At 36.6% G+C, this 25,606-nt stretch carries 27 protein-coding genes; 5 read left to right on the plus strand and 22 right to left on the minus strand.

Going from position 1 to position 25,606, the window contains the following annotated elements; genetic code table 11:
* Positions 1-89: 89 nt before the first annotated feature.
* Both DRF59_RS04710 and DRF59_RS04715 read right to left on the minus strand, forming a co-directional pair.
* Entirely contained in the window at positions 90-374 is a 285-nt protein-coding gene (locus DRF59_RS04710) for a hypothetical protein (protein ID WP_185144901.1), read from the minus strand.
* A 93-nt stretch (positions 375-467) separates the two neighbouring features.
* Entirely contained in the window at positions 468-2,075 is a 1,608-nt protein-coding gene (locus tag DRF59_RS04715; protein WP_115957303.1) for a fumarate hydratase, read from the minus strand.
* Positions 2,076-2,212: 137 nt separating this feature from the next.
* Here DRF59_RS04715 and fumC point away from each other — a divergent pair, with 137 nt between their 5' ends.
* Positions 2,213-3,607 carry a class II fumarate hydratase gene (fumC, locus tag DRF59_RS04720; protein WP_115957305.1) on the plus strand — a complete coding sequence of 465 codons (1,395 nt, stop codon included), beginning with the start codon at positions 2,213-2,215 and terminating at the stop codon, positions 3,605-3,607.
* A gap of 75 nt (positions 3,608-3,682) precedes the next feature.
* Here the strand turns inward: fumC and DRF59_RS04725 are convergent, their stop codons facing one another.
* The 12 genes from DRF59_RS04725 to DRF59_RS04780 form a co-directional block, all read right to left on the minus strand.
* Positions 3,683-4,723: a porin family protein gene (locus tag DRF59_RS04725; RefSeq protein ID WP_115957307.1), complete on the minus strand. Its 1,041-nt coding sequence runs from the start codon at positions 4,721-4,723 to the stop codon at positions 3,683-3,685.
* Positions 4,724-4,750: 27 nt separating this feature from the next.
* Positions 4,751-5,362: a hypothetical protein gene (locus DRF59_RS04730; protein WP_115957309.1), complete on the minus strand. Its 612-nt coding sequence runs from the start codon at positions 5,360-5,362 to the stop codon at positions 4,751-4,753.
* A complete protein-coding gene (locus DRF59_RS04735; protein WP_115957311.1) occupies positions 5,349-5,909 on the minus strand; it encodes an RNA polymerase sigma factor in 561 nt (186 codons plus the stop codon). Before DRF59_RS04735 ends, DRF59_RS04730 begins: the two co-directional genes overlap by 14 nt.
* Before the next feature lie 124 nt (positions 5,910-6,033).
* Positions 6,034-6,972, minus strand: coding sequence for a Dyp-type peroxidase (locus DRF59_RS04740; protein ID WP_185144902.1), 939 nt, complete (start codon positions 6,970-6,972; stop codon positions 6,034-6,036).
* Positions 6,973-6,989: 17 nt separating this feature from the next.
* Positions 6,990-7,706: an ABC transporter ATP-binding protein gene (locus DRF59_RS04745; protein ID WP_115957313.1), complete on the minus strand. Its 717-nt coding sequence runs from the start codon at positions 7,704-7,706 to the stop codon at positions 6,990-6,992.
* Positions 7,707-7,709: 3 nt separating this feature from the next.
* A complete protein-coding gene (locus DRF59_RS04750) occupies positions 7,710-9,176 on the minus strand; it encodes a DUF5687 family protein (protein WP_115957315.1) in 1,467 nt (488 codons plus the stop codon).
* Between the two features lie 50 nt (positions 9,177-9,226).
* Entirely contained in the window at positions 9,227-10,876 is a 1,650-nt protein-coding gene (locus tag DRF59_RS04755; RefSeq protein ID WP_115957317.1) for a DNA repair protein RecN, read from the minus strand.
* 82 nt (positions 10,877-10,958) lie between these two features.
* The gene (gene porD / locus DRF59_RS04760; protein WP_115957319.1) at positions 10,959-11,861 is read right to left on the minus strand and encodes a type IX secretion system protein PorD; all 903 of its coding nucleotides are present in this window, start codon (positions 11,859-11,861) and stop codon (positions 10,959-10,961) included.
* 35 nt (positions 11,862-11,896) lie between these two features.
* Positions 11,897-13,102 (minus strand): bifunctional phosphopantothenoylcysteine decarboxylase/phosphopantothenate--cysteine ligase CoaBC, encoded by a 1,206-nt coding sequence (gene coaBC / locus DRF59_RS04765; RefSeq protein ID WP_115957321.1) that lies wholly within the window; start codon positions 13,100-13,102, stop codon positions 11,897-11,899.
* 121 nt (positions 13,103-13,223) lie between these two features.
* On the minus strand, positions 13,224-13,547 hold the full coding sequence (locus DRF59_RS04770; RefSeq protein WP_027372958.1) for a DNA-directed RNA polymerase subunit omega: 324 nt from the start codon (positions 13,545-13,547) through the stop codon (positions 13,224-13,226).
* A gap of 42 nt (positions 13,548-13,589) precedes the next feature.
* Positions 13,590-14,585 (minus strand): outer membrane protein assembly factor BamD, encoded by a 996-nt coding sequence (locus tag DRF59_RS04775; RefSeq protein WP_115957323.1) that lies wholly within the window; start codon positions 14,583-14,585, stop codon positions 13,590-13,592.
* 103 nt (positions 14,586-14,688) lie between these two features.
* Positions 14,689-15,318 (minus strand): TetR/AcrR family transcriptional regulator, encoded by a 630-nt coding sequence (locus DRF59_RS04780; protein ID WP_115957325.1) that lies wholly within the window; start codon positions 15,316-15,318, stop codon positions 14,689-14,691.
* Positions 15,319-15,414: 96 nt separating this feature from the next.
* On the opposite strand from DRF59_RS04780, the gene DRF59_RS04785 reads away from it, so the two are divergent.
* The 4 genes from DRF59_RS04785 (at position 15,415) to DRF59_RS04800 (ending at position 17,838) form a co-directional block, all read left to right on the plus strand.
* The gene (locus DRF59_RS04785; protein WP_115957327.1) at positions 15,415-16,041 is read left to right on the plus strand and encodes a TatD family hydrolase; all 627 of its coding nucleotides are present in this window, start codon (positions 15,415-15,417) and stop codon (positions 16,039-16,041) included.
* The gene (locus tag DRF59_RS04790; RefSeq protein ID WP_115957329.1) at positions 16,034-16,759 is read left to right on the plus strand and encodes a tRNA threonylcarbamoyladenosine dehydratase; all 726 of its coding nucleotides are present in this window, start codon (positions 16,034-16,036) and stop codon (positions 16,757-16,759) included. Before DRF59_RS04785 ends, DRF59_RS04790 begins: the two co-directional genes overlap by 8 nt.
* Positions 16,759-17,133, plus strand: a complete 375-nt coding sequence (gene rnpA / locus DRF59_RS04795; protein ID WP_115957331.1) for a ribonuclease P protein component — start codon at positions 16,759-16,761, stop codon at positions 17,131-17,133. The genes DRF59_RS04790 and rnpA overlap by 1 nt, the downstream gene beginning before the upstream one ends.
* 96 nt (positions 17,134-17,229) lie before the next feature.
* Positions 17,230-17,838, plus strand: a complete 609-nt coding sequence (locus DRF59_RS04800) for a DUF4126 domain-containing protein (protein ID WP_115957333.1) — start codon at positions 17,230-17,232, stop codon at positions 17,836-17,838.
* Between the two features lie 37 nt (positions 17,839-17,875).
* On the opposite strand, the gene DRF59_RS04805 is transcribed toward DRF59_RS04800, so the two are convergent.
* The 8 genes from DRF59_RS04805 to DRF59_RS04840 form a co-directional block, all read right to left on the minus strand.
* The gene (locus DRF59_RS04805; RefSeq protein WP_115957335.1) at positions 17,876-19,870 is read right to left on the minus strand and encodes a hypothetical protein; all 1,995 of its coding nucleotides are present in this window, start codon (positions 19,868-19,870) and stop codon (positions 17,876-17,878) included.
* Position 19,871: 1 nt separating this feature from the next.
* Positions 19,872-20,423: an LptE family protein gene (locus tag DRF59_RS04810; RefSeq protein ID WP_115957337.1), complete on the minus strand. Its 552-nt coding sequence runs from the start codon at positions 20,421-20,423 to the stop codon at positions 19,872-19,874.
* Positions 20,424-20,476: 53 nt separating this feature from the next.
* Positions 20,477-21,766 (minus strand): sigma-54 interaction domain-containing protein, encoded by a 1,290-nt coding sequence (locus DRF59_RS04815; protein ID WP_115957339.1) that lies wholly within the window; start codon positions 21,764-21,766, stop codon positions 20,477-20,479.
* A 103-nt stretch (positions 21,767-21,869) separates the two neighbouring features.
* The gene (locus tag DRF59_RS04820; RefSeq protein WP_115957341.1) at positions 21,870-22,583 is read right to left on the minus strand and encodes a hypothetical protein; all 714 of its coding nucleotides are present in this window, start codon (positions 22,581-22,583) and stop codon (positions 21,870-21,872) included.
* Between the two features lie 216 nt (positions 22,584-22,799).
* The gene (miaB, locus tag DRF59_RS04825; RefSeq protein WP_115957343.1) at positions 22,800-24,236 is read right to left on the minus strand and encodes a tRNA (N6-isopentenyl adenosine(37)-C2)-methylthiotransferase MiaB; all 1,437 of its coding nucleotides are present in this window, start codon (positions 24,234-24,236) and stop codon (positions 22,800-22,802) included.
* A gap of 106 nt (positions 24,237-24,342) precedes the next feature.
* Positions 24,343-24,690 carry an energy transducer TonB gene (locus DRF59_RS04830; RefSeq protein WP_115957345.1) on the minus strand — a complete coding sequence of 116 codons (348 nt, stop codon included), beginning with the start codon at positions 24,688-24,690 and terminating at the stop codon, positions 24,343-24,345.
* A gap of 53 nt (positions 24,691-24,743) precedes the next feature.
* Positions 24,744-25,034, minus strand: a complete 291-nt coding sequence (locus tag DRF59_RS04835; RefSeq protein ID WP_115957347.1) for a hypothetical protein — start codon at positions 25,032-25,034, stop codon at positions 24,744-24,746.
* Between the two features lie 44 nt (positions 25,035-25,078).
* A complete protein-coding gene (locus DRF59_RS04840; RefSeq protein ID WP_115957649.1) occupies positions 25,079-25,561 on the minus strand; it encodes a hypothetical protein in 483 nt (160 codons plus the stop codon).
* Between the last annotated feature and the right edge of the window lie 45 nt (positions 25,562-25,606).

The following is a 25,606-nucleotide window of genomic DNA, read 5'->3' on the forward strand; positions in this document are numbered from 1 at the left end:
CCGCTTAATTTGTTTAAGCGGTTTTATATATGTTGTTTTGCTTTGATATTACTTTTTCAGAATTCAGGTGAAAAAGCAATGACAATCAATTAATGATGATGTCCGTGATCGTGAATAAAAGGTCCGTTCCCTTTAGGTTGGTTATAAATAACCTCTACTCCTTCCTGTTCGTAAATGTTCTTTCTTCTGATATCTTCAGGATCGAAAGGCTTTACCTTTCCGAAATATTCTTTCAAACCTTCAGTCAACCACATTGGGATTACCAATCCGAAGAACATAAAAATACACCAGAATCCTACTAGGAACATTGTTATGAAGAAAACAGTCCAAAGGAACTGGTAGAACGGCCAAAATGCTGATAAAATCGTTATCATTCTCTTAAAGATTTTAGGCAAAAATAGAACTTTTTTCTTTTTTATACAAAAGATACAGGCTCTATTTTATAATTTATTTTAAATTTAAACTAATTAATGAGCAAGATCAGCGAAGAAATCATTCCCTTTATCATCTGTAATGATGAATGCCGGGAAGTCTTTGACCTCAATTTTCCTTACAGCTTCCATTCCTAATTCCGGGAAATCCACTATATCCACAGACACAATATTGTCCTTGGCAAGAATGGCAGCCGGTCCTCCGATAGAGCCCAGATAGAAACCTCCGTACTTTTTACATGCATCAGTAACATCTTTACTTCTGTTTCCTTTTGCCAGCATAATCATGCTTCCTCCGTGGCTTTGGAACTCATCCACATAAACATCCATCCTCCCTGCAGTTGTAGGCCCAAAGCTTCCTGAAGCCATTCCCTCCGGAGTTTTTGCCGGTCCTGCATAATAGATTGGATGGTTCTTGAAATATTCCGGCATTGGTTTTCCGCTATCAATGATCTCTTTGATCTTGGCATGAGCAATATCTCTGGCTACAATCAGAGTTCCGTTCAGTTTTAATCTCGTTTTAATAGGATATTTTGACAGTTCTGCAAGAATTTCCGGCATTGGCTTGTTCAGATTGATCTCAACAGCTTCTTCCAGATGCGGAGGAGTATCAGGTAAGAATCTTTTCGGATCCTGCTCCAATTGCTCAAGGAAGATTCCTTCTTTTGTTATTTTTCCTTTGATATTTCTGTCTGCAGAACATGAAACTCCCATTCCTACAGGACAAGATGCAGCGTGTCTCGGAAGTCTGATCACTCTTACGTCGTGAGTAAGGTATTTTCCTCCAAACTGAGCTCCGATGGCACTTTCCTGACAGATTTTCTGAACTCTGGCTTCCCATTCAAGGTCTCTGAACGCCTGTCCGGCCTCGTTTCCTTCTGTCGGAAGATTATCGTAATATTTTGCTGACGCTTTTTTAACAGCCGCAAGGTTGGCTTCTGCTGAGGTACCTCCGATTACCAAAGCAAGGTGATAAGGCGGGCAGGCAGCAGTACCAAGATCCGATATTTTTTCCTTAATAAACTCTTCCAGCGATTTCTCATTCAGTAAAGACTTCGTTTTCTGGTATAAAAATGTTTTGTTAGCAGAGCCTCCTCCTTTGGTTAAGAATAAGAATTCATAATAATCTCCTTTTTTAGCATAGATATCAATCTGAGCCGGAAGGTTGGATCCGGAATTCTTTTCATCAAACATCGTTAAAGGAACCACCTGAGAATATCTTAAGTTTCTTTTCTGGTAAGTATTGAAGATTCCTTTGCTCAGGTATTCGCCATCATCTACTCCTGTATATACATTTTCACCTTTCTTTCCCATTACAATCGCTGTACCTGTATCCTGGCATGAAGGAAGAGCTCCCTCAACCGCTACTGCAGCGTTCTGTAAAAGATTGTAAGCAACGAATCTGTCATTATCTGTAGCTTCAGGATCATCAATAATTCTTCTAAGGCTTTCCAGGTGTGAGGAACGAAGCATGAAAGAAACATCTGCCATGGCCTCTTCTGCCAATAATTCCAATCCTTTCGGATCTACTGTTAAAATTTCTCTATCACCCAGTTTTTCAACCTTTACATAGTCTGATGTAAGCTTCTTGTACACCGTATCATCTTTCTGAATAGGATACGGATCCTGATATCTAAAATCCATTCAATTTTTGTTTGTACAAAAATACGGCTTCCATTAAAAAAATATGAGTAAAATCAGTCATTTCAATTGATATTTATAATGATTATAAATTGCAGAATTCTTCGGTTATAAGTAACTTTATAAAAATTTCAATCACAATGAATTACAGAATAGAAAAAGACACTATGGGTGAGGTGCAGGTACCTTCCGATAAGCTTTGGGGAGCACAAACAGAACGTTCAAGAAATAACTTCAGAATAGGCCCGGAAGGTTCAATGCCACATGAAATTATTGAAGCTTTTGCCTATTTGAAGAAAGCTGCAGCTTATGCCAATACTGATCTTGGAGTGCTTCCTGCTGAAAAAAGAGATATGATCGCTAAAGTTTGTGATGAAATCCTGGAAGGTAAATTAAATGATCAGTTTCCGTTAGTTATCTGGCAAACCGGCTCCGGAACCCAATCTAATATGAATGTGAATGAAGTAATTTCAAACAGAGCTCATGTTAATAATGGAGGAACCTTAGGAGAAAAGTCTGAAATTCACCCGAATGATGATGTGAACAAATCTCAGTCTTCGAATGATACTTATCCTACAGCCATGCACATCGCTGCTTATACAAAAGTGGTGGAAGTAACAATTCCTGCCGTGGAAAAACTAAAGAATACGCTGGCTGAAAAATCGAAAGCTTTCAAAGATATTGTCAAAATCGGAAGAACCCACCTGATGGATGCTACCCCACTTACTCTCGGACAGGAATTTTCCGGATATGTGGCTCAGCTGGAATTCGGATTGAGAGCTTTAAAAAATACATTACCTCATCTTTCTGAGCTGGCATTAGGAGGAACTGCTGTAGGAACGGGTCTGAATACTCCTAACGGCTATGATGTAAAAGTAGCTGAATATATAGCTCAGTTTACAAAGCAGCCTTTCGTTACAGCTGAAAATAAATTTGAAGCTCTTGCTGCTCACGATGCCATTGTTGAAAGCCACGGCGCATTAAAGCAGCTGGCTGTATCTCTGTTCAAAATTGCTCAGGATATCAGACTCATGGCTTCGGGACCGCGTTCAGGAATCGGGGAAATTCATATACCTGAAAATGAGCCGGGATCTTCTATTATGCCAGGAAAAGTAAATCCGACCCAGAATGAAGCAATGACCATGGTTTGCGCACAGGTTTTAGGAAATGATACTACCATTTCGTTTGCCGGAACTCAGGGGAATTATGAGCTGAATGTTTTCAAACCGGTAATGGCTTTTAATTTCTTACAGTCTGCCCAATTGATTGCTGATGCATGTATTTCTTTCAACGACCATTGTGCCATAGGTATTGAGCCAAATCATGAGAGGATTAAAGAGCTTGTAGACAAATCTTTGATGCTTGTTACGGCTTTAAATACCCACATCGGATATGAAAACGCCGCTAAGATTGCTAAAACAGCCCATAAAAATGGTACGACATTAAAAGAGGAAGCCATCAATCTTGGTCTGTTAACTGCTGAACAGTTTGATGAATGGGTAAAACCTGAAGATATGGTAGGAAGCTTAAAATAATGATTATATAACTGATACTATGTAAAACTCCGGAAGACTTGCTCCCGGAGTTTTTGTTTTGCAATCAAATATATTTTAATCCAAGCCGATGGCTAAGCCGAATATCAGCGCTTTATCATTTTTAAAATAGCCGTCCTTAAAGAAATTGCTGAAATCTTTTTTTACAAATATGCTGAAGCTATTATAAGAAAGAGTAAGCTGTGCCCCATACACAAAAGGATTCACCTGGTAATTTCCGTGGTCTCTTCTTTCTCCGTCACCGTCTTTCACAATATTATTCGTAGACATTTTCACCCCTCCATATATATTCGCTCCTATTTTAAATCCGGTATAGTAAGTACGGTACTGGATATCCATACCTGCATTTTTAAGTTTGGAGAAGTTATACTGTACTCCAAGAGGAACGATGATATATCCCGTTCTCAGCTTGCTTTTGTCCAGATTTTCATTAGCCTGAACCAAAGCAACCCCCTGGCCTGCGCTTTTTGCAAAGTACATATTATTATCTGTTCTGACGGTTCTCCAGGAAAACCCTAATCCTGAAGTAACCGCCCAAGGGCTTGTTCTGCTAAGCTGATAATTCAGTTTCAGTCCAAATTCCAGATTATTCGCGTATCCGATGTTCTTATCCAGCTCGTTATCCTGAGAACTGTTTGTCAATGTCATGATTCCGTAAGAGAAATATCCAGTAAAACTTCTTGTGGGACGGAATTTTTTCAACAGTTTTTCTTTAAGCTCTTCGTTGGAAGTTACATCAGTATTCAAAAGTGAATATCTTACCTGTTTCTGAATCACATCATCCAGATCAAATCCCAGCTCTTCAATTCTTTTATCCATTTTCTCGGAATAGCGATCTGCAATCTGGGCTTTTTCTCTGTCAAATTCTACCTTATCCAGATTTCTGGCCTGCAAAACCTTAAGCTCTTCTTCCATCAGCTTTTTTTCTTCCTGGATAATGGCATTGATCTTAGCGGCATATTCTTCCACTTTTTCTTTAACAATCGGGCTTACCTCAGTATCTTTTTTGGAAGACAGGTTAATATTAAAAGTCTTTTGTGCATGGAAAGATGCTGAAACAAAACATAGCAATCCCGTTACGATTAATTTCTTGATCATATTATTAATTTTTAATTTTCGGATAAATTATCTGGCATTCAGGTCAATAGTAGTAGCAACATTGCTTCCATCCTTCGTTTTTTCGATAACGTCTTTATGCTCTACTGAAAATAGAAGCGTGGATGGGTCTACATATTTCTTCTTTTTAACCGGAGTTTTTAAAGAATCGGCTTTTGCCATGAGCTTAGGAGTGGAAATCTGGAGAATTTCCGGTTTCTTTGCAGGGACTGTTTCTTTAGGAATCAGTTTCTCTGATCCTATTGCCACAGCAGAAACTATTTGCTCTTTATTCTGAGCAGGTATTTTTTTTATATCTTTTTTATCATTATTCTCAGCTGTCAGCTGAATGCTATTCTGAACCGGATCTTTTATGATACTGTCAACAGGAGTTTTTTCTGTTTCCTTTACGATTTCAGGATGAATTTCCGCAGGCTGATTAAGAAAAAACAGAACAGTACCCAAACCAATGGTTAATATTAAACATGCAGCTATTAAACCCCATTTCACTTGTAACCTTGGTGAACGATTACTGTTATTATGAAACTCTATTTCGGACCACAGATCACGGGCTGGATCAATTTCTCTTTCCTCAATCTGCTTTTTGATCTGAAATTCAATATTATCTTTAAACGTTTTCATTTTTCACTTTTTTTTGTTGTTGAAAGTAGATCTTTCTTAATTTTTCTTTTGCCCTGAACAATTGTGTTTTACTCATGGCAATTGAAATCTGCAAAGTATTGGCAATTTCCTGATGGGAATATCCTTCCAGTACGTACAGGTTAAAAACCATTCTGTAAGCATCAGGCAGCTGATCCAGAAGCTCTTGTGCATTAAAGTCACAGTCAATCTCCGTTTCGTGGATATCTTCATGAAAAGATTGGTTGATCTCATCCAGATAGAAAACTGTTTTATGACTTTTGATAAAATTAAGGCACTCATTGACCACAATTCTTCTTGCCCAGCTTTCCAGGTTCGACTCTCCTCTGAAGCTTTCTATATGCTTAAAAATTTTACAGAATGCTTTAATGAGGCAATCTTCCGCCTGGTACAAATCGCTTACATAGCTTTTGCTTACACTCAGAAATTTCTTTACATTCTGTTCATAGAAAATCTTCTGTGCAGCCGGGTCCTGTTTTTTCAGGAGGCTTAACAAATCATTCTTTTTATTTCCGAACAAGAGTTTCATGCTTATGCTGTTTCTATACTAAAGACAATGAAAACAAAAAAAGGTTACAACTTTTATAAAAAAATTTTACTTGCTGTACTTAATTAAATAAGAAAGACTGCCCTGAAAGAAACAGCCTTGCATTTTATCCGGCAAATTCATCAAGCATATTTCTGGTAGGAACAAAGAAAAGCGTTCCGGTAACTGCTGTGCTGAAGTCTAAAATTCTGTCATAATTTCCCGGCGGGTTACCTATAAACATATTGGTCAGCATCTTTCTGGTTGTTGTAAATGTGCTGGCATATGAAATAAAATAGGTTCCAAAGTCATTGGTAGAAGGGCTTCCGAAAGGCATATTATCCCTGACGATTTTCAGTTCTTCCCCGTTTTCACCTTCAATGTTGGCTAAGGCAATATGTGAGTTTGAAGGTTTTACATCATCAGACATTTCAATATCATTTTCTTTTGACCTTCCGATCACTTTTTCCTGCTCTTCTGTGGATAATCCTTTCCAGGCATCCATATTATGAAGGTATTTCTGTACGAAAAGATAGCTCCCACCTTTATACTGAAGGTCTTCATCTCCGATTTTTGCAAAGTAATCACGGTCGTCCCCATGCGGATTTTCCGTTCCGTCTACAAAACCAAGAATGGAACGTGTATCCCAGTATTTAAACCCATGGATTTCCAAAATACTCTCGCCTACCGGGCTCAGCAATTTGGATATTTCTACAGCCATATCAAAGATCAGGCTTTTGTTATCTGCTCTCAGGTGAAAATGAAGATCTCCGGGAGTGGAAACAGCTGTATGTTTTATTCCTTTTATTTCTTCAAAACTGACTAATTCCTTGGGAGGAGGCGTTGGAAGTTCCAGTTTTCTCCATGCCTCAGCGCCAATTCCCATCACACAGCTTGCTCTGCTGTCCGGAAAACGGTTGAAAACCGAATTATTAAGATTTAAAACCAAAGCGCTTAGTTTCTGAAAAGTATCCTTTAGCTGTAGACGGTCATTAAGTTTCCAGACCATGAAAATAGTATTGCTGTTCGGATAATCTGTTACATTCTGTGATTCTATCGTATTCATACCTCTTTTTTGTGGTATTAAATATCCGAAACTGAAACCTGATCTGCAAAATATTGTTCCAGATCTCTTAACGTTTCCGGGCTTGTCTGAATATCTTTAACCAAAAGACCTTTATTCACAACCACAATTCTGTTACACACTTCTGTTGTATGGGAAAGATCGTGGCTGGAAATAAGAAAAGTAACTCCATCCTGCTTGGACAGTTCTTTGATAAGATTTTTAAGTTTGATCTGGGTAGAAGGATCCAGATTGGCAAAAGGTTCATCAAGGATAATAATTTCGGGATTTCCGATGATTGCTCCTACAATACCTACCTTCTTCTGGTTTCCTTTCGAAAGATCACGGATATATTTACCTGATTTGAGAATCTCACCGTTAAAAAAATCATGAAAAGGCTTCAGGAACTCATCTACAGAAGCTTTGTTTTGACCTCTCAGCTCGCCGATAAAATAAAAATATTCTTCAGGAGTAAGATAACCAATCAAAAACGTATCATCCACAAAGGCTGAAACTTTATTTTTCCAGGATTCGGACTCGTTAACTTTAATACCATCGATACTTACGTATCCTGTAGTAGCCTGAATCAGATCCAGCATCAGGCTGAAAAGGGTCGTTTTCCCTGCCCCGTTATTTCCTACAAGACCAAAAGTTTCTCCATTTGGAATTTCAAGGTGTTCAATGCGCAGAACAGTAGCCGGGCCATATGTTTTGGATAAATTATGTATATTGATCATGGTTTAACTTTTATTTTTAAATGCATCAAGTGTGCTGTATTTTTCCTTTTTATAATGTTTTACAATGATATCAAAGATTTTTTCCCTCAGGAAAAATCCTATAATTCCGATAATGGCAATACTTATTACTCCGCCTGCAATTCCTGAGAAATATCTTGCAATAGCGAAAACTCCCATAGGAAGAAGCATTTTGGGAATCAGCAAAAGCATCGCCGTAAGATTGAAGCTCCCTTTCTGTCCCATCCTTTTTTCTTTTGCATTAAGATCAATCTGTGCTTTGTTAAAAGCACCGGACCATAAGGTAAATTGAGAATTTACACCAATGTTATATAACCCCGCTGCAAAAAAAGTGATGTAGACTTCCCATCCGAAGTAAACATAGCATAGAGCGATAACCACAGAAATTCCTGTCACAATATTCATCAGCCACCATTTTGCCTTTAAGTATTCTTTGTAAGGTACATTCAGAGTCATCATAAGGGGATAGTAAGAGCTGTCAAAAGCCGGTACCCTCTGCCCAAACATAAACTGAAAACCTCCTGTTACAAAAAGCCCCATAAACATCATCATTGCCGGGGTTTTGTAAAGAGAAGACGTAAACATCAGCAATCCGTAGAAAAGAAACATAAAGCTCCCCATAAGAATCCCTTTCGTTACTTTATTACGCCGCAGCATTCTGATATCATTGTTAATAAAGGTTCCTATTACCCCATATTTATTCAAAAAAGCAATATTTTCTGTTTTCCCAACCGTTTTTCTGGCTTCAAATCCCTGATCCAGATAAAATTCTTTGCGCAGATAACGGAAACAGAGCCTCCACAATAGAACAAACAGAAATACAGGAACCAAAACAAAATAGGGCTTTTCATAGAAACTTAAGAATACCGATTCAGAATAAGACAACACTGGAACGATGTTATAATACCCCAGAACTCCAATGATAACACAGCATATCCCGATAATAACAGCCAGTGTTTCCCTCCCGTTGAAGAAAATATTGATAAAATTATTCAGATAGAGTAATGCGATAACACCTAGAAGCCATACCAACATCCCGGAAATACTATACCCGTTAAATAAAGCGATGATAGAAAATGTAATAAAAAATAAAGAGCTTAGCCAGCTAAATGCCGAAAGGAAAGTTTTGGCAAGCATATAATTCACCAGTGTATTTTTTCTGATATTCAGGGTAAGAAATGGTTTAATATTCTGCGTGGGAATCTCCTGCCAGAGATATTTAATACCCAGATCTATAATCCATGCAACAATCATAAATTTTGAAACCATGCGTAAAGGGTTCTGATGCATTTCCTTATGTATATAGAAAAAAGCAAGAAATGCCCCTCCGACAAAACATCCCATGAAATAAATAATACCAATGAACCGGAGTATTTTCATGGTCAGATTAATCCCTAAAGACGTACCGCGAAAAAAGCTTTTGATTTCAAGCTTAAGGAACCTGAGAAACATATTTTTATTTTTTACATTAGTAAATATAATGCAAAATATGTTACATATTTTTATCCGATAAGTTCTTTGGCCTGTGCTAATGCTGCCTCTGTAATTTTACTCCCTGAAAGCAGCTGAGCAATTTCTTTCAGCTTTTCATCATCACTTAATGGAATAATAGTAGACTGTGTTCTTCCGGCAATATCCTCTTTTACAACTTTATAATTATTGTTTCCTTTGGCTGCTACCTGTGCAAGATGGGAAATAACGATCAGCTGCATATCTTTTGACATTTCTCTCATCAGATTTCCTATTTCTTCTGCTACTTTACCGGAAACTCCGGTATCTATTTCATCTAAAATAAGCGTAGGAAGATCATCGCTTTCTGCAATAATTTTCTTCACAGCAAGCATAACCCGTGATCTTTCACCACCCGAAATAGCTGTTTGAATCGGTTTTAAAGGAAATCCTGAATTAGCCTGAAACAAGAGTTGGATATTCTCTTTTCCAAACGGGCTGAACTCTGTGATATCCTGCAATTCTATATCTACTTTGGCCTTTTCTAGTCCTAATTTTTTAAGTAAACCTTCTGCTTTTTTTACAAAGACCGGGATATTCTTTTTTCTGTTTTCTGAAAGTTTTTCAGCAAGAGCCTGAAGTATATTTTCTTTTTTTGATATATTTTCTTTTGTCTCCGCAATTTGTTCTTCCAGTTCCGAGACTCCCTTCTGATCTCCGGCCAGTTCATTTCTAACTTCAATCAGCTCATTAAAATCCGAAACATTGTGCTTCAATAGCAAAGCATTGATTTTATTATTTAGCTCTGTAAGAATTAACAGCTTTTCAGGATTGATCTCTACTTTTTCTGCCTCATTTTCAAGTTCAGCAATGATATCTTTTATTTCCACAAAAGAAGTTTCCAGCCTGTCATTCAGTTCAGCAAAACTTGTTGATATTTCAGAAATTTTTGAAAGCTTATTTTTCGCTTCATTGAAAAAGGATAAGATTCCAATCTCTTCCTGATGAAATCTCGACAAAATCTGCACCAGGTTATCAGAAATGACCCCTGCGTTTTCATGAATAGCCAATTGATTCTGCAGGTCTTCATAATCCACATCATCCAGTTTCAGCTCTTCCAGTTCATTCAGCAGAAATTCTTTATAATCACTTTCTTTATTTGTTTCAGAAAGTTGGTTCTGAAGTTTTTTAAGTTGTATTTTAAGACTTTGAAAATCCGAAAATTCGTACTGATATTCTTCAATAATCTGTTTATTTCCGGAAAGTCCGTCAATGATTTTAAACTGATATTCTGAAGTAAAAAGGTTTGATGTTTCGAACTGAGAGTGAATATCAATCAGCTGAGACGAGAATTCTCTGAGTACATCAAGCGTTACCGGAACATCATTAATGAATGCACGTGATTTTCCTGAAGGAAGAATTTCTCTTCTGATAATGGTCTGAAGTTCATAGTCCAGATCATTTTCAATAAAAAATTTCTTAAACTGGTTATTTAATGCAAATTCGGTTTCCACCACACTTTTCTCCTCTGCATTCGAAACAGATTTCACATCAGCCCTTTCGCCAAGAATAAGCCTTAAGGCGCCTAAAATAATAGATTTACCTGCTCCTGTTTCACCTGTTATTACCTGTAACCCATTTTTCAATGATACTTCCAGGGTATCAATCAGGGCAAAATTTTTAATGTAAATTCTTGAAAGCATGGATAAGTGAATGGTTACTTTACGTATTGCAAATATAGAATTTTAGAGTTCAGTATTCAATAGCTGAATGTTTCATTTCCATCTATTTCCACTTATTCCATTTATTGTCAATATTTTTGGGAGAAAGGATAATCATGGTTTGTTTCAGATCATTAATATTAACAGGGCCGTTATTCCCTGAGTTAAAAATATTGAAGATCTCATCACTCTTATTATCCATGAACAGATTGAAAAAATAAGCCTGCTGAAATGAATTTTCATAGGTCTTCAACTGCATAAGTGCATCAAAAATTACTTTTTTGGCCGGACTTTGATCCTGATTAAAAAGGTTATCCAATCCTGCTCTGTGGTACGTGTAAATTGTTGAGCGAAGCTGACTCCAGTTAGGATTAAGAATTTCATTGATCAGCATGGTACGGTTCCGTGGTTCATTCACCGTATTCCATCCTTCAAAATTCCTGTTCTGGGAATTCTGGGCAATCTGCTGAGCTTTTGCAAACCACTGTGACCCTCCCATAGACTGAAAACTGTCAGCATCATATCCTAAAATCAGATAAATATAAAAGCTGATTACGTCTGTAAGGTTTTTTCCTGAAAATTGCCGTTCGTTAAAAATAAGGTTTTCATTCTCGATATATTCAAAGGCAAATCTTTGATCCTGAAGATTAATCAGTGGTGATTCATAAGTCGTATTATAAACAGGGCGGACAGCCTGTACTACGATGGTACCTTTAAATTTATTATCTACTCTTTCAGAGATAACAATGGCAAAACCACATTTTATTTTTTCAAAGTTCTGAAGTTTTTTCCCGGTCCAGCTGGTATTATTGATAAAGTCTTTCAGACTTTTTTCCAATGCCTTGTAAGCTTGCTGATTACTTCCTCCCAATTGTTGGGAATTTACCTGAACTGTTGCCAGCAGTTCCTGGGAAAAGCAAAGGCTGTATATAAAAAACAGAAAAAATAAGCTTATCGTTTTTTTCATTGTCTGTAAAAATTGAGAACGGAAATTTATTAAAATTATTTTAAAAGTTGATTCTCAATAAAGTTGAGAATATCTCTGGCCACTTCATCTTTAGATTTAAGATTAAATTCTATCTTATCCGTTTTGGTAAATATCTTGATTTTGTTGGTATCATTTTTAAAGCCGGCTCCTTCGTCTCGCAGAGAGTTCAAAACGATCATATCCAGATTTTTCTTTTCAAGTTTTCCTTTCGCATTTTCCTCTTCGTTCTGAGTTTCCAGAGCAAAACCTACTAAAAACTGATGGGTTTTCTTTTCTCCCATTGTTTTCAGGATATCCGGGTTTTTAACAAGTTCAATAGTCAGATTTTCATCATTTTTCTTGATTTTTTCCTTTGCTACTTCTTTAGGAGCATAGTCGGCAACAGCTGCACTGGCAATTCCAATGTCTATCCTGTCGTAAAATTCAAAGACCTTTGACAGCATCTCCCTGGCAGAAGTTACTCTATGCAATTCAATATTCTTGTCCCGGATCAGCTGAGAACTTGGTCCTGAGATCAAAATTACTTTTGCTCCTCTTTTTGAAGCCTCTGCCGCTAAAGAAAAACCCATTTTTCCGGAAGAATGATTTCCGATAAACCTTACCGGATCAATTGCTTCATAAGTTGGTCCTGCAGTTATTAGTACCGTTTTCCCTTTAAGGCTTTCCAAATGACTTTCTCCGTTAAAAAAATGTTCTACAACGTTAAATATTGTTTCGGGTTCTGCCATTCGCCCCTGTCCGACAAGTCCGCTTGCCAGTTCCCCGTTTTCAGCAGGTATTATTGTATGTCCGAAACTTTCTGCAAGTTCCAGATTTTTTTTTGTAGAAGGATGTACATACATATCCAGATCCATTGCCGGAGCAATAAAAACCGGGCACTTGGCAGACATATAAGTTGCAATAAGCAGGTTATCACACATTCCGTGGACCATTTTAGATAATGTATTGGCCGTACATGGCGCCACAATCATTACATCTGCCCAAAGTGCTAATTCCACGTGACTGTTCCAGCTTCCGTTATCGCCATAAAAATCTGAATAAACAGGTTTTTTTGATAAGGTAGACAAGCTTAATTTTGTCACGAAGTGTTCAGCATCAGCAGTCATAATCACTTGTACTTCCGCCCCTTTTTTTATAAAATTCCTTATCAGAAAATGAATTTTATAAGCTGCAATCCCTCCGGAAACTGCAATAAGTACCTTTTTACCGGAAACACTCATTTAGTTTAATTTTTTTGGAATACTAAAATACTTATTTTTTCCCACAATCAGGGTTTAAAACAATAAAGGTCATAAAAGAACGGAATTCTTTTATGACCTTGATCTATAAAAACACAGATAATTATTTTCTGTCTTCTGTTTTTCTGAAATAAATATCTTCATTTAACCACTCTTCAATAGCAATTGAAGTTGGTTTTGGAAGTTTTTCGTAATGTTTAGAGATCTCAATTTGCTCTCTGTTTTCAAAAACTTCTTCTAATGTAGAATTGTGAACAGCAAATTCATCCAGTTTATTGTGAAGCTCCGTACGGATCTCCGCATTGATCTGCTCTGCTCTCTTTCCCATGATAACAATAGCTTCATAGATTGAACCTACTTTATCTTCAATCTTATCTTTATCGTAAGTAATCGTATTTACTTCTGCTTTTGTATCTTTTACACTCATTTTGAGAAAATTATTTTTATTTTAAGATTGCAAATTTACAAATTATCTTTGAATTTTGAAAGTCGCTGCAGGCGGAGGGGTCTGAAGCGCCGCACTATCCCTCTGAATCTGCATTGCCTTCTTTTCATTGCTGATCTGATCTTTAATTTGCTGATCTGTTTTATTCTTTTCAGCTAATTTCGCAGCTTCTTTCTTTTGCTTAGCATTTAGAGCCGCCATTCTTTCTTCTACCTGTTTTTTAGTAACAGCAAAATTCTGTTTTTCCTTCTCCAGTTTACCCCGAAGATCTACAGCTGTTTTAGCATATTCCGTATCAGGCAGTTCCTTTTCAACCATTCTCGTATAAGTCAGGGCGCTTTCAATACGCTCACTTTTAAGATCATAAATTGACTTGGTTGCCAATTCATAACGGGATTTCATGATATAGTCGTAAATCTTTGGACGAAGCTTAGTACTTGGAAAATCTTCCAATACATTCTCCAGTGCTACATTGGCTGCCTTGTATTCTCCCATCTTAAAATACTGTCTGGCATTCTCATATGCCTTAAACTCCAGTTTATAAGATAGCTCATCAATAAGCTGGCTGATGTTTTTAGATCTTTCAGAATTTGGATAGTTTGTTAAAAAATCCTGAAGTTCATTGATTGCCAGTTCAGTACTGGACTGATCCAGATTATAATCCATAGAACCTTCATAATAACATAATGCCGACATATAAGCGGCTTCTTCTGCCCGTGGATCCTTAGGGAAATTAACTGCAAAATTTTTAAACTGATGCCCTGCCAGTTTATAACTCTTATCGTAATAATTTGCATAGGCTGTGTTGAAACCTACATTAGGGAAATCATCTGTTCCTGCTACAAGATTGGCAAGTCTGTCATAAAGAGCCAATGCATTCTTCCACTTCTTCTTCGCAAAATTATCATTAGCAGCCTTTAAGATAAAATCCTTATCAGCACTCCTCATTGCTTTCTCCTGACGGCTTGCACATGAAGCGACTACTGCTACGGCAAACAGACCTAAAATATATTTTTTCATATAAAAAATTCAACAGTTTTCGGATTATACAGCCGATTTACTAATTTGCAAAAATATAACTTTTTTGTCAATAGATTTTTTTTTATGAATATTTAACGTAATTTTAGTCTGCAGCGTATCCCAAAATTGCAAAAACGCTCAATAAAAGATTCATTCTTACCTTCTTTTCAGCTTCTTTGACATAAGTTTCCTCATTCTTACTCGGAACGTACAGTTCATAGAAATTTTTATTCCGGATAACAAATAACGTGGAGCCAATAATCATTGTAAGAATATCTTCAGGCTTTGGGGTAAAAGTAAATACTCCGGATGCCACTCCTTTTTTAATCACTTCATCAAGCTTTTTTACAAACAATTGATAAAAGTCCAATAATTCATCCTTCAGATTATCAGTATGACGCAACTCCTGAGTAACGAATCCATGAAAATAATTATACTTGAATAACTGAGAAACAATATATTTAATTATTTCCCGCATCTGCATTTCCGGTTTACCCTCTTTAATAGTGTCTGCAAATTCTGAAAAATTCTCTCTTGTTTTCAGTACTCTGTACTGGTAAAGATAAGACATCATTTTCTCTTTGGACCCGAAATAGTATGAAATCATTGCAACATTGATATTTGCTTTGGAGCAGATATCCCTTACAGAAGTTCCTTCGTATCCTTTTTTCGCTATAAGCTCTTCAGCGATATCCAGTATGTGAATCTGTTTTTCTGTAAATTTTTTCTTCATGAAGTGTACTTTGAGTAAAGTTAAGAAATTTTTAACACATTTATAAACGTTTGTTTAATAATTTTATATTAATTCCAAATAATAGTATTTTTGAAAATGCAATTTTTTGATTTCCATCATCATAAAAAACATTTCCGGAACGGGATTTATAATGTAAACATTGAGGAATCTCCTCCGGACCAGCTTTACTCGGCAGGTATTCACCCGAACGATATAGATATTCATCATATCGAAAGACAAATTAACTGGATGGAAAGTATGATGCTTCAAAATTGCTTTGCTATCGGGGAATGTGGGTTAGATTCTTTGGTTAGTACTGATCAGAAAATCCAGGAAGAGGTATTTTTAAGGCAGATAAGGATCTCCAATGAGGTAAAAAAACCAATGATTATACATTGTGTCAGAAAATTTTATGAGGTAATTTCTTTTAAAAAGAAGGCCGATCAGGCCATGATTATTCACGGTTTTAATAAAAAACGACAAATTGCTGAGGATCTGCTTAAAAATAATTTTTATCTCAGTTTTGGAAAAGCTGTTTTGTATAATTTATCTTTGCAGGACATTATAAGGAACACTCCATCAGACAAAATCTTTTTAGAAACTGATAATGAAGATTTTAACATCGAAGAACTGTATTACAAAGTTTCAGAGATAAAAGGTATTTCCCTGGAGCAACTGAATGAACAAATTTTAGAAAATTTACACACTATAAAAAATGGATAAATACTGGCTGGAAAGAACTGAGCTGTTAATCAAGGAAAAAGGGTTAGAAAAGCTGATCAAAGCAAATATCCTGGTTATAGGGCTTGGTGGTGTCGGCTCTTTTGCGGCAGAGTTTCTTGCCAGAGCAGGGGTGGGAAATATGACAATTGTAGATGGTGATACGGTAGACATTACCAACATCAACAGACAGCTTCCTGCTTTACATTCTACAGTGGGAAAGCATAAAGTGGAAGTGGTGGCTGAAAGGCTGCTTGACATTAATCCTTCACTACATTTAACCAAAATCAATGAATTCCTAAATCCTGAGAGAATGGATGAAGTGCTGGATTCAGGGAAATTTGACTATGTTCTTGACTGTATTGACAGCGTAACTCCAAAAATCTGCCTGATTAAAGCAGCAAGGAAAAGAAAGATAAAAATAATCAGCTCGATGGGAGCAGGTGGGAAAACTGATCCAAGTATGGTTATGGTAAGGGATATCAGTAAGACTCATAACTGTTTTCTTGCCAAGCAGGTGAGAAAAAGACTGAAAAAAGAAAAGATCAATAAAGGATTCAGGTGTGTATTCTCTAATGAGATACAGAAAGAAGAAAGCCTTAAAATGACTGATGGCAGCAATTTTAAAAAATCATTCTACGGTACGATCAGTTTTATTCCGGCTATTTTCGGTCTGTATGCTGCTGCTGAAGTGATCAATTACTTAGTGAAAAAAGATTAATGCAGAATTTCAAATATTCCAGAGCAGAAAAACTCAAAAAAAATACTGAGATCTCTTTACTTTTCGAAAAAGGTAAATGGAGAACTTGCGGAAACCTTAGAATCATTATATTAAAAGACAAACCGCTTTTACCGTTAGAAAGTGGCAGGTTCGGAGTTTCTGTTTCCAAAAGATATTTTAAAAAGGCTGTTGACAGAAACCGATTAAAAAGGCTTCTCAGAGAATGCTATCGTTTGAATAAGGATCTGTTTAAAGAGGCTTTCGGGGATAAAACACTTGCTATGCTTTTCTGGGCTTCTCCGGATATGCCTTCAAAATTTCAGGATGTAGAGGCTCAGTTTATAAAGCTTTGCAATGCACAGAAAAAATCTTAGGTCCTATGGTTTACCGGAAATATTATAATTCCAGTTTTCATTAATTTTCAGATTCTTTTTGTAATTTTATAGGAAACAATAAATCTGAAAATTAATATGTTAGATGACATTCCCTATTTATCTTATGCGCTAAGTGCATTTATCGGCATTGGGCTGGCAGCAGCAACAGGATTCAGAATTTTCCTTCCCATGTTTATGGTAAGCCTTGCATCATATTTTCATTGGATTCCCATGAATGAAAGCTTTGAATGGCTTGCAGGATTGCCAACGCTTATAACAACAGGAATTGCTACCATCGCTGAGATTTTAGCTTATTATATTCCTTTTATTGATCATTTACTGGATACCGTTTCTATTCCAATGGCAACTATAGCCGGATCAGTATTATTTGCAAGTCAGTTCGCAGATCTTGGAACTTTTCCGCAGTGGGCATTGGCTTTAATCGCAGGAGGGGGAACCGCTGCAACAATCAGCTCTGGCTTTGCGGGAATTCGTGCAGCATCTACTGCAACCACCGGCGGATTGGGAAATTCCGTAGTAGGAACTACCGAAACAGCAGGTGCGGGAATAATGTCTGTTTTGGCTATGGCTATGCCAGTTGTTGCAGCCATTTTAGCCATAGCCCTTATCATCCTTATACTTGTCTTTGGGCGGAAAGCCTGGAAAAAGCTGCGGAGCACTAAAAATATATCTCAGAATCATTAAAATAAAAAGGTACTGGCAAGCCAGTACCTTTTGTATATTAATTTTTACTTCTGAAGTCCTTTATTTCCTGAATTTTAGTTTCAAAGTATTCTTTTTTATCAGGATTTTTACTGATCAGTATTTCAAAAGCTTTTATAGCTTTAGTGTATAGTTTTTGTTCGAAATAGAGATTGGCGAGCGTTTCCGTCATCAAATGAGAAATATCATCATTCCTTTCTTTAACAACATAAGAGCTTTCTTCTTTTAGCTGACTGATCTTCGGATTATTCTCAATAAAGGCATCAATAACTTTTTCTTTAATTTCAGCCTTTTCCTTTTCTATTTCTTCCGTTCTGTCAATTTTCAGCCAACTCTGCCATGTATTGATAAAACCAGGAACATTACTGTCTATAGGTGATTGAACTGCATCTTTCATCTGAGCTTCCTGCACTATTTCCATTTTTTTCGGACCTTCTTTATTTTCTTTCTGCCTTTCGTCTACTTTCAAACTTGATATATCAGTACCGAAGAATGAAACATTCATCACCGGTGCCTCCTCTTTTATAGTTTCAGACAAGCTATTTTCTACAGATTTATCATTATCTGCAGGATTGGCTCTTTCGATATCAACAGCGCCTATTATTACTTCAGGATCAGGGCTTTCTTCTTTTTCTGTAGTTTCCTGTGCCATAAGAACTTCCATGCTTTCATCCTTAGCTTTCGTTTCTTCAGCCACAGGTGACTCATTCTGAATTGTTGTTGAAAATTCAGGAGCCTTACTATTTTTACTGATTAATGAATCAGGCAGATTAGTCTCAAAGTTCATTGGTTTCCAATTGGATTGAACTTCAGGGATCATTTCTTTTTCTTCAACAGCTTCTTTTCTGACTTCTTCCACATTCTCAACAGCTGCCACCGTTTCTTCTGCCTTTTCTATGCCTGGCTTTTCATTATTAGCCGGTTCATCTTTCTCTTTTGACCAAAAATGGAAACTTTGAGTCTCTGCAAAACTTATTTCATGATCTGAAATTACTTCCTGTTCACCCTTTTCTTCCTGTGAAATACCTTTTGACTCTTTCATTTTTTTCTCAACCTCTTCGATAAGCCGTCTCATCTCATCTTCATGTTTGTTTACATTTGGTTGTGAAATTTCAACAGATTCAATCGCTTCTTCATTTCTTACCTGAATTTGAACATCCGGCATAAATGCATCTGTTCCGTGAAAACTAAGCTCTGCATCTTCTTCAATGATATTGTTTCCGGATAAAACTTCATTTTCAGAAGCAATATCTTTGTATGCTGCCAAAGCTTGTTTTTCAATTTCTGTTTCAGGAGTCAGAGTCTCTGTTTCGTGGAAGCTTATATGTTCTTCATCTTCCACTTTGCCTGCTTCTGCTTTTGTAGAAATTTCATCTTCATGTATGATAACTTCGGGCGTAAACTCCTCTCCTGCATTCTTTTCAGCAGACCCCGACTCTTTCTCATCACCAGATATATCTTCTTTTAAAGGCTCAATTGCAGATTCAATCTTCTGAATGACCAGGGTACCGGACTCCAGTGTGGATTCTAAGTCTATTTGTTCAGGATTCTTTTCATCCAAAAAGTTTTCTTCTCCTTCAAACAGTATCCTGTTTCTTTCGCCATTTACATAAATATGTTCAACCTCCTGAGACGAAGGCAACAGACATATACTCCCTTCTTTTTCCGGAGACTGGTCTCTTTTAAGCGGGAATCCTTTATCTTTATATCCATAGCGGTTGGCTTTCTCAGAATTTTTAGATGATTGTTTTTCTTCAATAACCTCCGGATTCTGTTTTTTCTCAATTACTCCGTTGATTAACTGATAAAGGATTTTTTTATCTGTCGTATAAGCTGCCGTTGTAGAAAGCTCTTTCTGATAATTCTCTTTATCATACAGATGCACACCATACAGGTGAAGTGCTCTGATATTCTGAATATAAGGAAAAGCCTGAATCTCTTCTTTCAAAAGATTAAGATCTTCTGACTGAATATTTTTCGGATTTTTTATTAACTCTAAAACTCTGGAATTCATCTTACCAATTCGCTACAATATCGTTAAAAATCTTATTTATAATTCTTTCTGTAACAATTTTCACCTGAGAAGCTTCAATGTCACTCTGCGATAAATTGCTGTTAAAAGCCGCTTCATCTGTATAGGTTCTGTCAAAACTGGCATCAGGATGTACTTTATTTTCATAATGCACTTTCACCGTAATGGTAAGTTTGTTCTGAGCCTGTTGTATTACTCCTCCGGAAGGGTTAGTCTGGGTATTGGAGCTTATTGTAGTAGGAGCAATACTATAATCTGTAATTTCTCCTTCTATCAGAATATCAGGATTTTCTTTAGTTCCCTTTAAAGTGGTTCTCTGTAAAAAACGATTTTGGATATCAGTAGAAAACTGCTGTGACAATGTTGGATTTACAAGAGGTGCATTGTTAGGAAACTCATTGATCTGAACAGTCTTTTCATCAGTCAGAGACGATCCTGTAAAACTGTAACATGAGTTCAAAACTCCCAGTAAAACGAAAAGTATTCCAACTAATACAGATCTTTTCAGACGATTATTTTTAATCTTAATATTCATTTTTATCTTTATTTCATGAAAACAATTTCTGCCGTTCTTATTTCCTGCAGGCCTTAATCTTCAAGATTATACTGTTTTATTTTTCTATATAAAGTTCTCTGTGAAATTCCCAATTCATCTGCAGCTCTGTTTCTGCGTCCTTTATGCTTTTCAAGCGCCTTAATGATCAGGTCTTTTTCATTATTCTGAAGAGAAAGAGATTCAGGTTTATTTTCTTCAACCTCAATATCTTCAACATCTTCGTAACTGTCATCCGGTGAAGAGATAATAGTTGGGGTCTGCACAGCCGGAGCATCCTTATTATTTTCAAAATACAGCAAAGATCCCTGATTCACCTGTTGCTGATTTTCAGAAGTATAAATCCTGTTGATCAGATTCTTTTCATGGCTGCTCAGGTCACCTGTTCCTCTGTTCTTTATCAATTCCGAAGTTAGGGATTTTAAATCATTGATATCATTTCTCATATCAAAAAGAATCTTATACATAATCTCCCTTTCGCTTCCAAAGTCACTTTGCTTTGGAGAATTCTGATTATTTACAACCATCGGAAGGTGTGTTTCCATAGGAATATACTCAGCGAGTTTCTCTGCTGTTATATTTCTGTTTCTTTCCACTACTGTCATTTGTTCTACAAGATTCCTTAGCTGGCGAACGTTGCCTGGAAAAGAATAACTTTCAATATAGTGAACGGCGCTTGGCTCAAGTTCAAGTTCGGGCATCCTGTATTTTTCTGCAAAATCAATTGCAAACTTTCTGAATAATAAATGTATATCTCCTTTCCTTTCTCTTAAAGGAGGCATATCTATCTGGACAGTATTCAAACGGTAGTATAAATCTTCACGGAACCTTCCGTCATGGATAGCTTTCATCATATTAACATTGGTAGCCGCTACAATTCTTACATTGGTTTTTTGAACCTGTGAAGATCCTACCTTCATAAATTCACCGCTTTCAAGCACCCTTAAAAGACGAACCTGTGTTTGTAACGGAAGCTCTCCAACCTCATCAAGGAAGATTGTTCCACCATCTGCCACCTCAAAGTAACCTTTTCTGGTTGCTGTAGCTCCGGTGAAAGCACCTTTTTCATGCCCGAATAGTTCAGAATCTATGGTTCCTTCCGGGATAGCCCCACAATTGACCACAATATAAGGCTGATGTTTTCGTCTTGACTCTGAATGTATAATTTTGGGAATAAATTCTTTTCCTACCCCACTTTCTCCAATCACCAGGACGGAAATATCTGTGGGTGCGACCTGAATAGACTTTTCCAGGGCCCGGTTAAGCGCCGGAAAATTTCCAATAATTCCGAAACGGTTTTTTATGTTTTGTAACTCGTTGCTCATAAGTAAATATTTGATTATTGATTTAATGTGTTCTACAGCTCTTCAATTATTTCCTGTAGTTTTGTTAAATGATGTATAGACATCTTTCATTGTCTTCCTTTCATCACACGTCTGCAATGCCAACGTTTTTTAAATCTAAATAATCTTTGTTTCTGATTTTAGAAACTTTACTTTTAAAGTGTATGCTTTCAGCAAAGCCGTACCTTTTACTTTGTCTTTCAAAATCCTCCAGAGCTTTATCATATTTCCCCGGCTCAAAACAGGTAGAGCCTAAGTAACAATGATCAAACATTCCCTTCACATAACCTCTTGCTGCCAGTAGACTTTCAATCGTTGCGACGGCTTTTCCTTTCTGTCCTAAAACACCATAAGGCATGGCGTTTACTATGCCGAGGGCATAACCTCCGTTTTGAGATCTACTTAAGTCTTCGAAGTAATACTTTTTTAAAGCTTCAAGATACTGAATCGCTCCTTTATAATCCCTTAAAAGCTGAAACTTATACCAACTTAAATATCCTCCGGGATCTGGTGAAACAGCTTTATCAATAAGTATTTTCCAGGTTATAAAACCTTTATTTTTACAATAGGGAACAGTCTTTTCTATATGAGCACCTGCAAAATCAGAACACTGTTCCGAAGCTTTATTGTCAAGTCCTTGGGATTCCCTGTATCCCTGAATATCGGAAGCCCAGTTGTATAACTCGCCAGCTTTTTTACAGTCCTCTCCCTCTATTGCACCACAATTAACCTGTGCAATAGTATTGGTATAAACTATAAGTAACAAAAAGCTTAGGTAATACCTCTGAAACTTTTCCATTTTCAATTTTATAGGTTAAATACTAAAGTAATCTGCTTTAAAACCATTGATCCCTTTTATCTTCCGGTCATCCGGTAATCTTGTAGTGATAAAACTTTTTCAACATTCTATCTGCGATCATATCCATCAAATCCGAATTCACAGACGTTAATCCGAACTACCCTGTCCTGTCTTCACAATTTACTAAATTCTAACGGTAATATATCCGCTGATTTCTTATTCTGCAATTCTCCCTAAAAGTGTGCCCTGAGTGTTATCATAAACAAAAACGTTCACAATGTCACCTATTTTCTGTCCTTCAAGTTTATCAAATACACATACCGCATTCTGTGAATTCCTTCCTTTCCATTGGTTTTCATTCTTCTTGGAAGTTCCTTCTATCAGAATCTGATGGGTTCTTCCTACATAAGATTTCATTCTCTTTCTGGATAATTCTCCCTGTAAGGCAATAACTTCAGCAAGACGTCTCTGTTTCACATCTGCCGGAATATTGTCTTCCATTTTTTTATGTGCAGGAGTCCCGGGCCTTTCCGAATAGGCAAACATATATCCATAATCATATTCTACCTCTTTCATCAGGCTTAATGTGTCCTGATGATCTTCTTCAGTCTCATTACAGAATCCAACAATCATATCCTGTGAAAAAGCAACTTCAGGTACAATTTCCTTTGCTTTTTTAATCAGATCCAGGTATTCTTCCCGGGTATGCTGTCTGTTCATTGCCTGAAGCATATTATTACTTCCGCTTTGTACGGGAAGGTGTACATATTTACAGATGTTATTATGTTTTGCCATCATATGGAATACATCAAGGCTCATATCCTGCGGGTTTGAAGTTGAGAATCTTATTCTCATTTCAGGAACCGCTTTAGCTACCTGATCAAGCAGCTGTGCAAAATTAACCGCTGTTGCTTTCTGCATTTCCGAAGCCTTAGCAAAATCCTTTTTCGGACCTCCTCCATACCATAAATAAGAATCTACGTTTTGGCCCAGAAGGGTGATCTCTTTGTATCCGTTATTCCAAAGGTCCTTACATTCATCTATAATGGAATGAGGATCCCTGCTTCTTTCCCGTCCTCTTGTAAATGGAACCACACAAAATGTACACATATTATCACAACCTCTAGTAATAGTAACATAAGCAGTCACTCCATTTCCTCCCAAACGGACAGGATTAATATCTGCATACGTTTCTTCTTTAGAGAGTATTACATTAATTGCATCTCTTCCATCCTCAGTTTCTTTTAAAAGATTAGGAAGATCCCTATAAGCATCAGGTCCCACCACAAGATCCACTAACTGTTCTTCTTCAAGAAACTTGGTTTTTAATCTCTCAGCCATACATCCAAGAACCCCTACAGTCATATTCGGTTTTTCCTTCTTAAGATTTTTGAACTGGGAAAGGCGCATTCTTACGGTTTGCTCTGCCTTTTCACGGATAGAACAAGTATTGAGAAGGATAAGGTCAGCCTCTTCAGCTTTCATCGTTGTATTATATCCCTGCTCATTAAGAATAGATGCAACAATCTCAGAATCAGAAAAATTCATCTGACAGCCATAACTTTCCAGGAACAGCTTCTTGGAATTTTCAGGTCTTTCCGCAATTGCAAATGCTTCCCCTTGTTTTGTTTCGTCTATATATTTTTCCTGCACGATAATCAATTTAATGTCCGGCTTAAAATTTCACTGATTTTGTAAATTTTAAATAACGAACAGATGAGTCTGCAAAGATACAAAATATTGTGACAGATTGGCAGGGCTATCTTTCAATATATGTTACTGAAAAATTCATTGGAAATGAAATCCTTTCCAGGATGGGAATATCTCTGTATAATGCTGGCATCCATGCTTTTTTCATTCTGGAGAGTGTCCGCATAAAATCATTGTTAAAATTCCGGTTATCTATTTCAGGATAAATCCTGGCATTGGTGATATGTCCGTCCTTACCAACATAAAATTCGAGGTTTATTTTCCCGTTGAAATGATAATCCTCAAAAATCATCATAAAATTATCATGGAAAAGGTCATTAAATTTTTTCATCCCATCAGGATATTTTGCATGAGTCACAAAATCAGTAGCCTTATAACCGGGCTTATAATTACTCATTACATCTTTAGGATATAATATAAATTCAGTAATAGCACCGATTTGCCAGCCTTTTACTTCAGCAGGCTTCCATTTTTTAAGGTTTTTAAGAATTTCTCTTGATACATCATAAGATCTTTTATCAGCTTTATTTCTGATGTCTTTGTTATAATAATCCTGGGCTGATAAATTTCTTTTTCATCACACTCCTTTATTTTATTGTTAACAAGATATTCATGAACGTCTTTATAAAAATTAACCATGCCTCCTTCGTAGAAGTCCTGCTTCGGAGGATATTCATCAAGTATCTGAGCCTGAGATAAAGAAGCAGAGGCCAGACAAAACAAAATAATAATATTCTTCATTTTATGGTATATCTATGGTACTAGTTTTTCTGTTTATTTAAAAGCTATATATCTACTGAGACAGAAGAAAAATTCATTTTAAGTTTCATCTCAGATTTTACAGACTGTCCGCCACAGCTGGCAGGAGTCCAGTTTTTTTTGATCCGCCTTACCACATACTGCATATCATCAAAGAAGACTTCACTATGTAATACTTTAGGGGAACCTTCAATATCAGTTACCTTTCCTGCTGCATCAATAGTTAATGTAAATACGAAATCCCCGGACAAAGTATAAAAATCCGAATTCAGATAAGTATACATATATCTGCTTAAAATATCTTTATAAGCAGCTGCTCCACCTTCATATGCAGCAGGTTTAAAATCATTGCATTTTACGGCAATCTGCATGAATGGTTCCTTAATATCTATTTTTAAAATATTCTTGTTATTCTCTGTGATAAAAGAATCATCTCTATCCTCAAGATCCTGACCAAAAGAAAGGGTTACACAACAAAAAGTAAAAAATAACAGCAGAACTCTTATCATAATAATCATTTAAAAACAAATAATAGACAAAGGTAAATATTTACT

Origin of the sequence: Chryseobacterium flavum, assembly GCF_003385595.1 — a bacterium.
Lineage (GTDB): Bacteria > Bacteroidota > Bacteroidia > Flavobacteriales > Weeksellaceae > Chryseobacterium > Chryseobacterium flavum.

What these genes read in the sequence shown, in the direction of transcription:
- DRF59_RS04710 (WP_185144901.1), bottom strand. Translation starts at nt 374, where the DNA reads ATGATAACGATTTTATCAGCATTTTGGCCGTTCTACCAGTTCCTTTGG.
- DRF59_RS04715 (WP_115957303.1), bottom strand. Translation starts at nt 2,075, where the DNA reads ATGGATTTTAGATATCAGGATCCGTATCCTATTCAGAAAGATGATACG.
- fumC (WP_115957305.1), top strand. Translation starts at nt 2,213, where the DNA reads ATGAATTACAGAATAGAAAAAGACACTATGGGTGAGGTGCAGGTACCT.
- DRF59_RS04725 (WP_115957307.1), bottom strand. Translation starts at nt 4,723, where the DNA reads ATGATCAAGAAATTAATCGTAACGGGATTGCTATGTTTTGTTTCAGCA.
- DRF59_RS04730 (WP_115957309.1), bottom strand. Translation starts at nt 5,362, where the DNA reads ATGAAAACGTTTAAAGATAATATTGAATTTCAGATCAAAAAGCAGATT.
- DRF59_RS04735 (WP_115957311.1), bottom strand. Translation starts at nt 5,909, where the DNA reads ATGAAACTCTTGTTCGGAAATAAAAAGAATGATTTGTTAAGCCTCCTG.
- DRF59_RS04740 (WP_185144902.1), bottom strand. Translation starts at nt 6,972, where the DNA reads ATGAATACGATAGAATCACAGAATGTAACAGATTATCCGAACAGCAAT.
- DRF59_RS04745 (WP_115957313.1), bottom strand. Translation starts at nt 7,706, where the DNA reads ATGATCAATATACATAATTTATCCAAAACATATGGCCCGGCTACTGTT.
- DRF59_RS04750 (WP_115957315.1), bottom strand. Translation starts at nt 9,176, where the DNA reads ATGTTTCTCAGGTTCCTTAAGCTTGAAATCAAAAGCTTTTTTCGCGGT.
- DRF59_RS04755 (WP_115957317.1), bottom strand. Translation starts at nt 10,876, where the DNA reads ATGCTTTCAAGAATTTACATTAAAAATTTTGCCCTGATTGATACCCTG.
- porD (WP_115957319.1), bottom strand. Translation starts at nt 11,861, where the DNA reads ATGAAAAAAACGATAAGCTTATTTTTTCTGTTTTTTATATACAGCCTT.
- coaBC (WP_115957321.1), bottom strand. Translation starts at nt 13,102, where the DNA reads ATGAGTGTTTCCGGTAAAAAGGTACTTATTGCAGTTTCCGGAGGGATT.
- DRF59_RS04770 (WP_027372958.1), bottom strand. Translation starts at nt 13,547, where the DNA reads ATGAGTGTAAAAGATACAAAAGCAGAAGTAAATACGATTACTTACGAT.
- DRF59_RS04775 (WP_115957323.1), bottom strand. Translation starts at nt 14,585, where the DNA reads ATGAAAAAATATATTTTAGGTCTGTTTGCCGTAGCAGTAGTCGCTTCA.
- DRF59_RS04780 (WP_115957325.1), bottom strand. Translation starts at nt 15,318, where the DNA reads ATGAAGAAAAAATTTACAGAAAAACAGATTCACATACTGGATATCGCT.
- DRF59_RS04785 (WP_115957327.1), top strand. Translation starts at nt 15,415, where the DNA reads ATGCAATTTTTTGATTTCCATCATCATAAAAAACATTTCCGGAACGGG.
- DRF59_RS04790 (WP_115957329.1), top strand. Translation starts at nt 16,034, where the DNA reads ATGGATAAATACTGGCTGGAAAGAACTGAGCTGTTAATCAAGGAAAAA.
- rnpA (WP_115957331.1), top strand. Translation starts at nt 16,759, where the DNA reads ATGCAGAATTTCAAATATTCCAGAGCAGAAAAACTCAAAAAAAATACT.
- DRF59_RS04800 (WP_115957333.1), top strand. Translation starts at nt 17,230, where the DNA reads ATGTTAGATGACATTCCCTATTTATCTTATGCGCTAAGTGCATTTATC.
- DRF59_RS04805 (WP_115957335.1), bottom strand. Translation starts at nt 19,870, where the DNA reads ATGAATTCCAGAGTTTTAGAGTTAATAAAAAATCCGAAAAATATTCAG.
- DRF59_RS04810 (WP_115957337.1), bottom strand. Translation starts at nt 20,423, where the DNA reads ATGAATATTAAGATTAAAAATAATCGTCTGAAAAGATCTGTATTAGTT.
- DRF59_RS04815 (WP_115957339.1), bottom strand. Translation starts at nt 21,766, where the DNA reads ATGAGCAACGAGTTACAAAACATAAAAAACCGTTTCGGAATTATTGGA.
- DRF59_RS04820 (WP_115957341.1), bottom strand. Translation starts at nt 22,583, where the DNA reads ATGGAAAAGTTTCAGAGGTATTACCTAAGCTTTTTGTTACTTATAGTT.
- DRF59_RS04830 (WP_115957345.1), bottom strand. Translation starts at nt 24,690, where the DNA reads ATGAGTAATTATAAGCCCGGTTATAAGGCTACTGATTTTGTGACTCAT.
- DRF59_RS04835 (WP_115957347.1), bottom strand. Translation starts at nt 25,034, where the DNA reads ATGAAGAATATTATTATTTTGTTTTGTCTGGCCTCTGCTTCTTTATCT.
- DRF59_RS04840 (WP_115957649.1), bottom strand. Translation starts at nt 25,561, where the DNA reads ATGATAAGAGTTCTGCTGTTATTTTTTACTTTTTGTTGTGTAACCCTT.